The sequence below is a fragment of the Rhodococcus sp. G6(2025) genome, assembly GCF_058628105.1.
Genome location: NZ_CP179750.1, coordinates 5,569,569 through 5,582,584 on the forward strand (window position 1 = coordinate 5,569,569; position 13,016 = coordinate 5,582,584).

The 13,016-nt window shown below is 67.4% G+C and carries 12 protein-coding genes; 8 read left to right on the forward strand and 4 right to left on the reverse strand.

The window, feature by feature from the left end:
* Window positions 1-10 precede the first annotated feature (10 nt).
* The 6 genes from ACLIVD_RS25680 (at window position 11) to ACLIVD_RS25705 (ending at window position 6,475) form a co-directional block, all read left to right on the forward strand.
* Window positions 11-1,078 carry a Gfo/Idh/MocA family protein gene (locus tag ACLIVD_RS25680; protein WP_005562834.1) on the forward strand — a complete coding sequence of 356 codons (1,068 nt, stop codon included), beginning with the start codon at window positions 11-13 and terminating at the stop codon, window positions 1,076-1,078.
* Window positions 1,079-1,083: 5 nt separating this feature from the next.
* The gene (locus ACLIVD_RS25685) at window positions 1,084-1,956 is read left to right on the forward strand and encodes a sugar phosphate isomerase/epimerase family protein (RefSeq protein WP_005261338.1); all 873 of its coding nucleotides are present in this window, start codon (window positions 1,084-1,086) and stop codon (window positions 1,954-1,956) included.
* Window positions 1,957-1,967: 11 nt separating this feature from the next.
* Window positions 1,968-3,473, forward strand: coding sequence for a CoA-acylating methylmalonate-semialdehyde dehydrogenase (locus ACLIVD_RS25690; protein ID WP_280782358.1), 1,506 nt, complete (start codon window positions 1,968-1,970; stop codon window positions 3,471-3,473).
* 66 nt (window positions 3,474-3,539) lie between these two features.
* On the forward strand, window positions 3,540-4,931 hold the full coding sequence (locus ACLIVD_RS25695; RefSeq protein ID WP_491930842.1) for an NAD(P)/FAD-dependent oxidoreductase: 1,392 nt from the start codon (window positions 3,540-3,542) through the stop codon (window positions 4,929-4,931).
* Window positions 4,928-5,929, forward strand: a complete 1,002-nt coding sequence (locus ACLIVD_RS25700) for an ROK family protein (protein ID WP_280782356.1) — start codon at window positions 4,928-4,930, stop codon at window positions 5,927-5,929. The genes ACLIVD_RS25695 and ACLIVD_RS25700 overlap by 4 nt, the downstream gene beginning before the upstream one ends.
* Before the next feature lie 144 nt (window positions 5,930-6,073).
* Window positions 6,074-6,475 carry a hypothetical protein gene (locus ACLIVD_RS25705; RefSeq protein WP_491932922.1) on the forward strand — a complete coding sequence of 134 codons (402 nt, stop codon included), beginning with the start codon at window positions 6,074-6,076 and terminating at the stop codon, window positions 6,473-6,475.
* 37 nt (window positions 6,476-6,512) lie between these two features.
* Here the strand turns inward: ACLIVD_RS25705 and ACLIVD_RS25710 are convergent, their stop codons facing one another.
* Window positions 6,513-6,917 (reverse strand): hypothetical protein, encoded by a 405-nt coding sequence (locus ACLIVD_RS25710; RefSeq protein WP_283333586.1) that lies wholly within the window; start codon window positions 6,915-6,917, stop codon window positions 6,513-6,515.
* 76 nt (window positions 6,918-6,993) lie between these two features.
* The gene (locus ACLIVD_RS25715; protein ID WP_477954768.1) at window positions 6,994-8,463 is read right to left on the reverse strand and encodes a sugar porter family MFS transporter; all 1,470 of its coding nucleotides are present in this window, start codon (window positions 8,461-8,463) and stop codon (window positions 6,994-6,996) included.
* A 239-nt stretch (window positions 8,464-8,702) separates the two neighbouring features.
* On the opposite strand from ACLIVD_RS25715, the gene ACLIVD_RS25720 reads away from it, so the two are divergent.
* Window positions 8,703-9,755: a LacI family DNA-binding transcriptional regulator gene (locus ACLIVD_RS25720; protein ID WP_283333584.1), complete on the forward strand. Its 1,053-nt coding sequence runs from the start codon at window positions 8,703-8,705 to the stop codon at window positions 9,753-9,755.
* A 40-nt stretch (window positions 9,756-9,795) separates the two neighbouring features.
* On the opposite strand, the gene ACLIVD_RS25725 is transcribed toward ACLIVD_RS25720, so the two are convergent.
* Entirely contained in the window at window positions 9,796-10,662 is an 867-nt protein-coding gene (locus tag ACLIVD_RS25725; RefSeq protein WP_491930843.1) for a sugar phosphate isomerase/epimerase family protein, read from the reverse strand.
* 70 nt (window positions 10,663-10,732) lie between these two features.
* Window positions 10,733-11,920, reverse strand: coding sequence for a phytanoyl-CoA dioxygenase family protein (locus tag ACLIVD_RS25730; protein WP_491930844.1), 1,188 nt, complete (start codon window positions 11,918-11,920; stop codon window positions 10,733-10,735).
* Between the two features lie 72 nt (window positions 11,921-11,992).
* Between ACLIVD_RS25730 and ACLIVD_RS25735 the strand changes: the two genes are divergently transcribed.
* Window positions 11,993-13,006 (forward strand): LacI family DNA-binding transcriptional regulator, encoded by a 1,014-nt coding sequence (locus ACLIVD_RS25735; RefSeq protein ID WP_491930845.1) that lies wholly within the window; start codon window positions 11,993-11,995, stop codon window positions 13,004-13,006.
* Window positions 13,007-13,016 lie beyond the last annotated feature (10 nt).

Here is a 13,016-nt window from a genome sequence, read left to right on the forward strand (position 1 = left end):
CTAGTCAGCTATGTCCGGAAGCAACGACCTGCGCATCGCCGTCCTGGGTGTCGGAATGATGGGTGCCGACCACGTCGCACGCATCACCGAACGCATCAAGGGCGCCACCGTCGCCGTCGTCAACGACTACTTCGTCGAGAAGGCCGAGCAGATCGCGGCCGGGATCCCCGGCTGCCGAGTGATCGGCGACCCGCTCGACGCGATCGCCGACCCGGGTGTCGACGCCGTCGTCCTGGCCACCCCCGGCCCGACGCACGAGAAGCAGCTTCTCGCCTGCCTCGAGCACGGCAAGCCGGTGATGTGTGAGAAGCCGCTGACCACCGACGTCGCCACGTCCCTCGAGATCGTCAAGCGCGAAGCCGAGCTCGGTAAGAAGCTGATCCAGGTCGGCTTCATGCGACGTTTCGACCACGAGTACGAGCAGCTGAAGTCGCTCATCGACGATGGTGTGTTCGGGCAGGTGCTTCTCGCCCACTGCGTGCACCGCAACCCCGCCGTGCCGCCGAGCTTCGACAGCTCGATGATCGTCAAGGACTCGCTGGTCCACGAGGTGGACGTCACCCGATTCCTGTTCGACGAGGAGATCACCTCGGTACAGATCCTCCGCCCCGCCGCGAACCCGGGTGCACCCGAGGGACTGCAGGATCCGCAGATCGCGTTCTTCAGCACCGAATCCGGTCGCCACGTCGACGTCGAGGTCTTCGTGACCACCGGTGTCGCGTACGAGGTGCGCACCGAGATCGTCGCCGAGAAGGGTTCGGCGTTCATCGGTCTCGATGTCGGACTCGTCCGCAAGTACGGCACCGGCGCGGGCAACGGCCGCTCGGGCGCAGGTATGTCGGGCGGGGAGATCACCCCGTCGTTCAAGGAACGCTTCGGCCAGGCGTACGACGTCGAGATCCAGCGCTGGGTCAACGCCGCCCGCACGGGCGCGGAGACCGGCAACTACATCGACGGACCGGGTGCGTGGGACGGCTACGCCGCCGCCGCCGTGTGCGCTGCCGGCGTGCAGTCGCTCGAGACCGGCGAGCGCGTGGCCGTCGACATGGTCGACCGTTCCTCCATTCCGGGGGCATGAACACGATGAAGATTGCACTCGACCCCACCCCCTTCCACCACGACTACTCCCTCCTCGAATTGCCGGCGGTGGTTGCCGAACTCGGCTTCGAACACCTGCAGCTCACCCCTCATCGCGACATGATCCCGTTCTTCAACCACCCGAAGGCCGACGACGAGCTGGTTCGGCAGTTCCGCAAGTCCTGCAGCGATGCGGGCGTCGGAATCGCCTCCGTGTTGCCGGTCCTGCGGTGGTCGGGCCCCGACGAAGACGCCCGCGAGGCGGCGGTGCGGTACTGGAAGCGCGCCATTCAGATCACCGTCGACCTCGGTGTGAACGTGATGAACACCGAATTCAGCGGCCGCCCGGAGAAGGCCGAGGAATCGGAGCGCGCCTTCTACCGGTCGATGGAGGAACTCGTCCCCATCATCGAGCGTGAAGGCATCGACGTTCGCATCGACCCGCACCCCGACGATTTCGTGGAGAACGGTCTGGACGCCATCCGGATGATCCGCGGCATCAACTCGAAGAACTTCGGACTGGTGTACGTCGCGTGCCACTCGTACCACATGGGCGCCGGGATGCTCGAGATCATGCGCGCGGCCGGCGACATGCTGCGGCTCGTCCACGTCGCGGACACGATGGATCACCACCGCTCCCACGGACTGCGGTACATCACCAACCCGCCCGGCAACCCGGTGCGTGTGCACCAGCACCTCAAGATCGGCGACGGCGACCTCGACTGGGACGAGTTCTTCGGCGGGCTCGGCGAACTCGGCTTCTACGACAAACCCGACACGGTGATGGTGTCGAGCGTTTTCGCCGAAGACGAGAACGCTCACGACGTCTCCCGCTACCAACTGAAGACCATGAAGGATTACATCGCGCGCACGCGGTGAAAGGACAACACATGAGCACCAACATCACTCGCGAGATCGCACACTGGTCCGACGGCAAGGGATTCGCCGGTACCAGCGGCAACACCGCCCCGGTCACCAACCCGGCGACCGGTGCCGTCACCGGTCAGGTCGCACTCGCCAGCGTCGAGGACGCCCGCGCCGTCATCGACGCCGCCGCCGCCGCGTTCCCCGCCTGGCGCGACACCTCCCTCGCCAAGCGCACCCAGGTGATCTTCACATTCCGGGAACTGCTCAACGCCCGCAAGGGCGAACTCGCCGAGATCATCACCGCCGAGCACGGCAAGGTCGTCTCCGACGCCCTCGGCGAAGTCTCCCGCGGCCAGGAAGTCGTCGAATTCGCCTGCGGCATCGCCCATCTGCTCAAAGGCGGCATGACCGAAAACGCCTCCACCAACATCGACGTCTCCTCCCTCCGCCAACCCGTCGGCCCGGTCGGCATCATCTCCCCGTTCAACTTCCCCGCCATGGTCCCGATGTGGTTCTTCCCCATCGCCATCGCCGCCGGCAACACCGTCGTCCTCAAGCCCAGCGAGAAGGACCCCACCGCCGCGATCTGGATGGCCGAACTCTGGGCCGAAGCCGGACTCCCGGCCGGGGTCTTCAACGTCCTGCAGGGCGACAAGACCGCCGTCGACGAACTGCTCACCCACCCCGCGATCAAGGCCATCAGTTTCGTCGGCTCCACCCCCATCGCCCAGTACGTGTACGCCACCGGCACCGCCCACGGCAAACGCGTCCAAGCGTTGGGTGGGGCGAAGAACCACGCCATCGTCCTGCCGGACGCCGACCTCGACCTCGCCGCCGACGCCATGGTCAACGCCGGCTTCGGGTCCGCCGGGGAACGCTGCATGGCCATCAGTGCCCTGGTCGCGGTCGGCGACATCGCCGACGAGTTGGTCGCCAAGATCAAGGACCGCACCGATACGTTGAAGATCGGCGACGGCACCCAGGATTCCGACATGGGCCCGCTGGTGACCAAGGTGCACCGCGACAAGGTCGCCTCCTACATCGACGCCGGCGAAAACGACGGCGCGACGATCGTGGTCGACGGGCGCACCGTGCAGGCAAATGGCGGCAAGGACGGGTTCTGGCTCGGACCGACCCTCATCGACCACGTCACCACCGACATGAGCGTCTACACCGACGAAATCTTCGGACCCGTCCTCTCCGTCATCCGCGTCGACTCCTACGACGAGGCCCTGGAACTGGTGAACTCGAGCCAGTTCGGCAACGGCACCGCCATCTTCACCAACGACGGCGGCGCCGCCCGACGGTTCCAGAACGAGGTCGAGGTCGGCATGGTCGGCATCAACGTCCCCATCCCCGTCCCCATGGCGTACTACAGCTTCGGGGGCTGGAAGAACTCCCTGTTCGGCGACAGCCACGCCCACGGCACCGAAGGCGTGCACTTCTTCACCCGCGGCAAGGTCGTCACCACCCGCTGGCTCGACCCCAGCCACGGCGGCCTCAACCTCGGCTTCCCCCAGAACGCATAGGTACTGGTTCTCCGCGCCGGACCGTCCGCGGTCCGGCGCGGAGTCCGTTCGATCGAAAGGAACTTCATGAGCGACACCTCTCTCGCCCGCCGTCATCGGGTCGTGGTCATCGGATCGGGATTCGGCGGCCTCTTCGCCACCAAGGCTCTGAAACGGACGGACGTCGATGTCACTCTGATCGATCGCACGACACACCACTTGTTCCAGCCGTTGCTGTACCAGGTGGCGACGGGAATCCTGTCCGAGGGTGAGATCGCGCCCGCGACCCGGCTCGTCCTCGAGGACCAGCAGAACGCGTCCGTCCTGATCGGCGGAGTCGAGACGATCGACGTCGCCGACCGGACCGTCACGTCCACACACCGCGGCCGCACCACCGTCACCGAGTACGACAGCCTCGTCGTCTCGGCCGGTGCCCGCCAATCCTATTTCGGCAACGACCATTTCGCCGAACACGCACCCGGGATGAAGACGATCGACGACGCCCTCGAGCTGCGCGGCCGCATCCTCGGCGCCTTCGAAAGCGCCGAGGTGAGCACCGACCCCGCCGAGCGGGCGCGACTCCTGACGTTCGTCGTGGTCGGCGCCGGCCCCACCGGAGTCGAGATGGCCGGCGAGATCGCCCAGCTCGCGCACCGCACTCTCGCCGGCGCCTACCGCACCATCGATCCCCGTGACGCGCGGATCATCATCCTCGACGCGGCGCCCACGGTGCTCCCGCCCTTCGACGAGAAGCTGCGTCGAGCTGCCGCCGATACGCTGGAGGATCTCGGTGTCGAGATCCAGCTCGGCGCGATGGTGACCGACGTCGACGACGACGGACTCACCGTCCGCGACCAGGACGGCGTCGAGCGGCGGATCGAGGCCGCCTGCAAGATCTGGTCCGCAGGTGTCGCGGCCAGCCCGTTGGGCCGGCAACTGGCCGAACAGACCGGCGCCGACACCGACCGCGCGGGCCGTGTCCTCGTCGAACCCGACCTCACACTGCCCGGCCACAGCAACGTCTTCGTCGTCGGCGACATGATGAACCGCGACGGCCTTCCCGGTGTCGCGCAGGTCGCGATCCAGGGCGGCCGCTACGCCGCGCAACTGATCGCCGCGGAGGTGCGCGCCCACCGGAAAGGTCGCGACAAGCCCGAACGCACCCCGTTCCGATACACGGACAAGGGCAGCATGGCCATGATCTCCCGCTTCCACGCGGTCGCGAAGGTCGGCCGCCTCCAACTGACCGGGCTGCTCGCCTGGCTGCTCTGGCTCCTGATCCACCTGGTCTACATCGTCGGATTCAAGAGCCGACTCGCGACCGCCATGTCCTGGACATGGTCGTTCCTGGGCAGGACCCGGGGACACCTGGCGGTCACGGAGCAACAGGTGGTCGCGAGGACGGCGATCAACCGGCTCGATGCCTGGGAGGATTCTTCCCGGGCGGTACCCGAGGCGGCGACGGCCTCCGCACGGTGAGTACCGTCCCCTCCGTGCCTGCTTCCGCTCTCACCGTCGGCATCGACGTCGGTGGTACCAGTATCCGTGCCTGTGTGGTCGACGAGACCGGCGAGGTACTCGACTCCGTCCAGGCACCCACACCGCAGTCGGCGAAAGCCCTCGAGGACGCGCTCGACCGCGCCGTCCGCGAGCTCGCGTCCCGTCATCGGATCGCCGCCGTCGGTCTCGCCGTGGCCGGATTCATCAGCTCCGACCTCACCACGGTGCGCTTCGCCCCGCACCTGCCGTGGAAGAACGTGCCGGTCGCGAACGACCTGAGCGACCGGCTCGGACTGCCGGTGGTCCTCGAACACGACGCGAACGCGGCGGCGTGGGCGGAGCATCGGTTCGGTGCCGCCGCCGGTGGTCGCAATGTCGTGATGGTCGCGATCGGCACCGGCATCGGTGCGGCGCTGCTCATCGACGGCACGCTCTACCGCGGCAGTTACGGCGTCGCTCCCGAACTGGGCCACCTCCAGGTGGTGCCGGGCGGCAGACCGTGCGCCTGCGGCAAACGGGGGTGCTGGGAACGGTATTGCAGCGGAACCGCCCTCGTCGACACGGCCATCGAACTCCTCGCCGCCGACCCGACGAGTTCGACGGTCCTTGCACGCGAGGTCGCGAGCGATCCGGGATCGCTCACCGGCCGCCGTATCGCGAGCGCCGCGCGGGACGGCGACCCCCTCGCCGTCCGCACCATGGAGGAGTTCGCCCGGTGGCTGGGCGTCGGACTCGCCATGGTCGGTGACGTCTACGACCCCGATCTCGTCGTCGTCTCCGGTGGCGTCAGCGGTTCGGCACCGCTGTTCCTCGACCACGCGCGCGACGTCTACGCTTCTCTCGCAACCGGTTCCGGACACCGCCCCCTCGCCCGAATCCGCGAAACCCAACTCGGCGAATCGGCCCAGCGGATCGGGGCCGCCACGATGGCCAGGGACGCGCTGCTGAGCGGAGCTCCGCTCCCCGTGCGTGGTTGACGAGTCTCTGGACTCCTCGAGCACTCACGGGCGCGGAGCCGCATCGGCCCGCCAAGTTGTGGCGGTTACCGAGTTCTACGACCTCTGCTGCGACGAGGACGAGCGCCGCGGCATCAACCCGGCCCACTCCGGTTCCCATACCTCATCGCCCGTCACGACCCCGACAGCATCGCCCACCGCAGCACACTCGCGGTCGCCGATCGCGACGTATGGATCCGCCCCGCGGAGAACGGTATGGCCTACCTCGACGGACACCTTCCCGCAGCCGACGCCCACACCCTCGCGATGCGGTTGCGGCACTTCTCATTCAGGTCGTCGTCAACGCCTCGACTCCTCGGACTCGACGACCTTCCCGCCCACCTCGAGGGATACGGGCCGATCTGCCCCCAAGTACTTCGTACAGGGAGGTACCCCCAGCGGACTCCGCGCGTACATTGGCCGCCGACGGTGTCTTCCAGCGCATCCACACGCTGGCCACCGAAGGCGACGCAGGTGGGCACGTCCTCGGGATCAGTCCCGTTCAGAAGACTCACGGCATACCCGTGACCTACATCCGGAACACAGCAACCAAACCCGAACTCACCTACGCACCGGGGACGGCTCTCGGCCGCAGGATCCGGGCCCGCGACGGCAACTGCCGCTTCCCCAACTGCCAGTCCCGGCGCGGCTCTGCGACATCGACCACACGACGCCGTTCGACCACGACCACCCCGAGAACGGTGGTCTCACCGTCGAGTCGAATCTCGCGTGCCTGTGCCGACGCCACCACCGGCTGAAAACCGACGGCTCCTGGACCGTCCGCCAGACCGGGGCAGGGAACCTCGAATGGACCACACCGCGCGGCGACATCATCCGAACCGAACCCGAAGGGGCAGCAATCGAACTCACCCACAACCACATCCGCGGGGTACAGCGCTCCTGTGCCCTCCGACTGCTCACCGAGCGCTCCCACGACCAGCAGGACGCGAAATACTTGAACGAACTGCACGGGAGACGAGCCACACACCACCACGCACCGGCACCACCACCCGACGGCGGCGGCACCGGTGCGTGAGAGCGTGCGATCAGTGGGCGGCGACGGCGGCGGTGCTGCCCGCAGCGGACGCGTCGGGCCTGCCTGCGCCGAGCCGGTCCTCCAACTCTTCGAGGCTGCGCCCCTTGGTTTCCGGGACGAAGCGGTACACGAAGTACACCGATACCAGGTTGACGAGGACGAACAGGCCGAACGTTCCGGTGGACCCGAGGACGGAGTTCAGGATCGGGAAGACGAACGAGATCAAGGCGTTCGTCGTCCAGAGCACGAAGACCGCGATGCCCATGGCGAACCCGCGGATGGCCATCGGGAAGATCTCCGAGAGCAGCAACCACACGCAGGTTCCGATGAAGCACTGCACGAAGGCGACGAACACCATCATCGCGGCGAGGATGATGTAGCTGCGACCCGTGGATGAGGGCAGCAGGAACACCAGCGACAACGCGGCCTGCGAGGATGCCACACCAATGAAGCCGGTCAGCAGCATCGTGCGACGATTCACGTAGCCCAGCAGGATGATTCCGAGAATTGTCATGACCACCGACGTGACACCGACCGCGATGGTGGCCACCAGGGACGCGCTCACACCCAACCCGCTCTGTTCCAGGATCGTCGGGGCGTAGTAGTTGACCGTGTTGATGCCCGTCGCCTGCTGCACAATGGCCAGACCGCAGCCGATCCAGAGGATCCGGCGCATCCACGGGTAGTCGCGCAGATAGTGGACGGCGCCACTGACCTTCGAGTTCCGGTCGCGGGCGGCATGGAGGCTGATGCTGGCGTACTCGACTGCGGCGTCCGACTCGCTGCGGCTCAACTCGAGGGTGCTGCGCGTCTCGGCGAGCCGGCCCTTCGACGCGTACCAGCGCGGTGAATCCGGGAGCACGAGCATGCCGAGCATCAGCAGAACTGCGGGCACCGAGGCGATGGCCAGCATGTACCGCCACACCGTCGGATCCTCGATGAGGTGATCGAGTAGCGCGTTGATCGAGAAGGCGAGCATCTGACCGGTGACGATCATCAGTTCGTTGATGGTCACCATCCGCCCGCGACGCTCGACCGGCGCCATCTCGGCCAGGTAGAGCGGGCAGGTGACGGCGGCGGCGCCCACACCGAGACCGAGGACGATCCGCGCCAGCACCATGATCTCCACGTTGGGGGCCATCGCACACCCGAGGGCGCCGACGAGAAACAGACCCGCACAGACGAGGAGCGTGCGCTTGCGGCCGAGAGCGTCCGACAGCCGGCCTCCGAGCAGCGCACCGACGGCGGCACCCGGGAAGAGCAGCGAGCTCACGACGGTGGCTTCGCCGACGGCGCTGAGGTTCAGCTCGTCCTTCATGTAGAGCAGCGCACCGGAGATCACACCGGTGTCGTAGCCGAACAGCAGGCCGCCGAGCGTGGAGATGACGGTGAGCTTGGTCAGGAAGCGTTTGTGACTGCGCTCGTTGCGCGCAGCGCCGCCGCTTCCGCGGGCACTGGCAGCCGAGTGGGTTGTCGACATCAGGTGTTGGCCTTTCTGGGGAATGCTCACGCATCGCGACACGGAAGATCAGTTCACGTGTCGATACCGCCCGAGTGCGCTCGGCTCGATGCAGCCGAAGGGGCGTAGTTTGCTGAACTGAAGCGCTTCACTAACGCGCTTCAGTTATCTACTATGATGTGAATCACAGAGGGTGTCAAGGGCAGAGATCGGGCTGCGTGAGAATGCACCCCCTGACGACGCAACCGAGGGAGATCGAGATGCTCGACGATCGAGCCGCCGCGCACGACGGTGCGGAGCGGCTACCGGCCGCCCTGCACCGACGCCCCACGATGGCCGATGTCGCGACGCGGGCCGGGGTGTCGCGCACCCTGGTGTCACTGATCTTCAGCAACAAGCCCGGAGCGTCCGACGAAACCCGGGATCGCGTCCTCCAGGCTGCAGACGACCTCGGTTATCGGCTCGACCGGGCCGCCCGCATGCTCGCGCGCGGCCGCAGCCGCACCCTCGGCGTGCTCATCGACGTCCACCAGACCTTCCAGGCCGACCTGATCGGAACCGTCTACGCGGAGGCCGAGGCCGCCGGATACGAAGTCCTGCTCTCCGCCAGCGCACCCACCCGAGACGAACACAAGGCGATCGAAGCCCTCCTCAGCCACCGGTGCGAGGGCCTGATCCTGCTCGGCCCGCTCTCCGAGGTGGCGTATCTGCGCACACTCGCGGACCGTGCCGTCGTCACCGTCGTCGGCCGCGCACTCCCTCACACCGCCGTCGACACCGTGCGGACAGCGGACGCCAAGGGCATCCGGCAGTCCGTCGACCACCTGGTCGAACTCGGGCATCGCGAGATCGTGCATGTCGACGGCGGCGCGGACCCGGGCTCACCCGAACGGCGTCGCGCGTACCTCGCGGCGATGCGCAGGCACGACCTCTCCGACCACATTCGCGTCATTCCCGGCCAGCACACCGAGGACGCAGGCATCGCCGCCGCGAACACCCTGCTGGCCGAGGACCGCCTGCCGACCGCCGTGCTCGCCGGCAACGACCGCTGCGCCATCGGTCTCATGGACGTGTTCACCCGCGCTCACGTCGACGTGCCGGGAGACATCTCGATCGTCGGGTACGACGACAGCCACCTTGCCCAGTTGTCCCGGATCGACCTCACCACCGTGCGGCAGGACACGGAGGGACTGGCGCGGCACGCCGTGCAGTTCGCCATCGGCCGGCTCGAGAACGACGACCTCGACCCGCAGGATTTCGTGATCGACCCCCACCTGGTGGTGCGCGGCACGACCGGTCCGGCCCGGTCGTAGCCGCGCCCCGCCGGCACGATTCAGCGCAGAGGCAACGGCCTCACCGCGTGATGCTCCTCAGGTATTCGACGCTCCTGACCACGTCGCGCACGGGACCTTCGTCCTCCGGCTCCGACGCGAGAATGGTGTCCTGTTCGAGGACGTACCAGCCGTCGTAGCCCTGATTCTGCAGCCGCTCGACCACCCCGGCGATATCCACGTCCCCGGTGCCCAGTGGCGTGTACATCCCCTGCGCGACAGCCTCGGTGTAGGTGAGCTCGCCCACCCGGACCCGCGCGAGAAGCGCCGCATCGACATCCTTCAGGTGCGCGTGGGCGATTCGTTCGGGGGCCCTGGTGACGAGGTCGAGGGGGTCGGTGCCGCCGATCAGCAGGTGCCCGGTGTCCAGGCACAGCGGAATCGACGAGCCGTCCAGGATGCTGTCCACCTCGGCACGGTTCTCGATCATCGTCCCCACGTGGGGGTGGATGACCGCCCGGAGCCCGCGGTCGGCAGCGGCCGACGACAGGCGGTCGAGGTTGCGCAACAACGTCTTCCATCCCGAGTCGTCGAGTTCCGGTCGCGAATCGTAACCGGCGGCTCCCGTCACCGCCGCCAGGACCATCACCTCCGACCCCGACGCGACGAGTGACTCGATCGCGCCGCCGACCGCAGCGACCGCGTCGTGATCCGGATCGTGGAGCAGCACCGGAACGAATCCCCCGACCGCCGTCAGGTCGTACCGGGCGAGGGTGTCCGTCAGCTCGCGCGGATCCGAGGGGAGGAATCCGTCCGGTCCCAGTTCGGTGGCAGCCAGGCCGGCGTCACGCATCTCGGTGAGCACCCAGTCGGGGTCGAGCTGGTGACCCCAGCCCTCCACCTCACACACTCCCCACGAAATGGGCGCACCTGCAAGTCGAATCGTCATCGTCCTCTTTCATCCCATCGCACCGGTCGGTGCTGTTGTAGTGACAGTGGGGCCGCGTCGGGAATCCCGCTCACGGCTGTCGCCGGGTGGTCTGCGCGGCCAAACGTTCCGCGAGCACCGCCGGATCGGCGTTCTCCCGCAACGCTTCCCAGACTGTGTCCACCTGGGTGGCCGGCGCGAGACTGTGCACCGGTTGATCGTGGTCGAGGTTGGTGGGGAACGGGTAGCACTCGGCCGTCGCGACGACGGCATTGCGGAGGGTGCGCTCGCTCGCCCCGGCACTCTGCAGTGCCAGCAGGGCGGGGTACACGGCGTTCGCCATGGCCTCCCGGTCCAGCACCTCCATCGCCCGGCCGAACGGCGACGAGATCTGGAGCAGATTGGCCGTCCGCCGGATCGCGTGCGAACGGTTGTGGCCTGCGCCGTGGTAGAGCGCCGGGTTGAAGAACACCGCGTCGCCCTTCCTCAGCGGCAGCTGAACATGACTGTCGCGGAAGAACTCGACGAACTCCGGTAGGGAGACCGCCAGGTATCCCGCCTCGAACAGGTGCGAGTACGGCAAATACAGGGTGGGTCCGCTCTCGACGGGCATGTCGCAGTGTGCCACCGCCCCTTGCAGTGTCAGCGTGGCCGACATCCGGTGCAGGTGCGCCGGGTACTCGGCCAGCTCGTGCCGGGGCACGATGCCCAGGTGGTAGTCGCGATGCGGCACCTGCGCGGCGCCGCCGGGGTTGACCACGTTGACCTGCGACGTCACCTGATACAGCGGGCCCAGCCAGCTCTGGCAGATCAGCGCGAGGATGTCGTTGGCGTAGTACTCGGCGAACACATCGGGGGCGCCGAAAGCCAGCTTCTGCGCGGCGTTCCAGATGCGGTCGTTGGAGCCCGCCTTGCCGAAGTGGTCACCCACCACACCACCCGACGCGTGTTGCTGCGCGATGAGGAGGTCGAACTGTTCCGTGGCGCGATCCAGTACGCCGAGATCACTGAAGGCATTCTGGAACACCACGATTCCGGGACCGTCCGTGAGCGCGCGTCCGAGTTCGGTCTGCACGGCGCGGCGGGACTGCGCGTCGTCGAGGTGGGGCTTCAGCAAGTCACTGCGGTACAGCAGGACGTTCTGCTCCACGGAGTGAGCGAACGGGTAGTCGGCGAGGTTCGTCGAGCGATCCACGGAGACGCGAAACGCGTCGAGGTCGCAGTCGGAGTCGCGGATCCACTCACGCCGGCCGGTCGGCGGAGGAGTCGTGATGGTCATGGAGATAGTCTTGCTGTGATGTGATCGGCAAACAACAGCAGAAATCCATCATTTTCACCTCAGGAGGCGGCCGTGAAGCACCGCTACAAGGTCCGTGAGATCGCCCAGCAGTCGGGGCTGAGCGAGGCCACCGTCGACCGCGTGCTCCACGAACGCCCCGGCGTACGGGAATCGACGAGAGCGGAAGTGCAGCAAGCGATCCGCGATCTCGACAAACAACGCACCCAGTTGAAGCTGAGTGGACGCAAGTTCCTCGTCGACGTCGTCATGCAGTCCCCCGAACGCTTCACCACCGCGTTCCGCGCGGCCGTGGAGGCGGAACTGCCCACCCTCGCCCCCGCCGTCGTGCGATCGCGGTTCCATTTCCGGGAAACCGGCTCGACACCGGCGATGGTCGAGACCCTCGATCGGATCGGGGCCCGCGGCACACAGGGCGTGATCGTGAAGGCGCCCGACTCCGTCGAGGTCGTCGAGGCCATCGACCGGCTCACCGCGGCGGGGATACCGGTGGTCACCTATGCCACCGACGTGCCGGGCAGCTCGCGGGCCGGCTACGTCGGGATCGACAACCGGGCCGCGGGGGCGACTGCCGCGTACCTCGTCGACCAGTGGCTCGGCGACCTGTCGTCCGCCGTCCTGATCACGCTGAGCAGCAATGCCTTCCGTGGCGAGGAGGAACGGGAGATGGGGTTCCGAGCCGCACTGCGAAGTTTCGGCACCGACCGTGCGGTGATCGACATCGCGGAGAGCGACGGGCTCGACGCGACCATCGAGAGCCTGGTGCTCCGGGCGCTCGAGCAGAACCCGGACATCGCGGCCGTCTACTCGATCGGCGGCGGCAACGTGGCCACGGCCCGCGCATTCGAACGCACCGGCCGCACCTGTTGCGTGTTCATCGCCCACGACCTCGACGAGGACAATACGCGGCTGTTGCGGGCCGGCACGCTCTCCGCCGTGCTGCACCACGATCTCCGGGCCGACGCCCATCTGGCGTGCCGCATGTTGCTGCAGGCCCGGGGCGCGCTCGGCGGTGTCGCGACCGCCGCCTCACCCATCCGTGTGGTCACCCCGTACAACCAGCCCTGACGGCGTGGAT

Coding starts and splice junctions, on each gene's coding strand:
- ACLIVD_RS25680 (WP_005562834.1), top strand. CDS start 11: ATGTCCGGAAGCAACGACCTGCGCATCGCCGTCCTGGGTGTCGGAATG.
- ACLIVD_RS25685 (WP_005261338.1), top strand. CDS start 1,084: ATGAAGATTGCACTCGACCCCACCCCCTTCCACCACGACTACTCCCTC.
- ACLIVD_RS25690 (WP_280782358.1), top strand. CDS start 1,968: ATGAGCACCAACATCACTCGCGAGATCGCACACTGGTCCGACGGCAAG.
- ACLIVD_RS25695 (WP_491930842.1), top strand. CDS start 3,540: ATGAGCGACACCTCTCTCGCCCGCCGTCATCGGGTCGTGGTCATCGGA.
- ACLIVD_RS25715 (WP_477954768.1), bottom strand. CDS start 8,463: ATGTCGACAACCCACTCGGCTGCCAGTGCCCGCGGAAGCGGCGGCGCT.
- ACLIVD_RS25720 (WP_283333584.1), top strand. CDS start 8,703: ATGCTCGACGATCGAGCCGCCGCGCACGACGGTGCGGAGCGGCTACCG.
- ACLIVD_RS25725 (WP_491930843.1), bottom strand. CDS start 10,662: ATGACGATTCGACTTGCAGGTGCGCCCATTTCGTGGGGAGTGTGTGAG.
- ACLIVD_RS25730 (WP_491930844.1), bottom strand. CDS start 11,920: ATGACCATCACGACTCCTCCGCCGACCGGCCGGCGTGAGTGGATCCGC.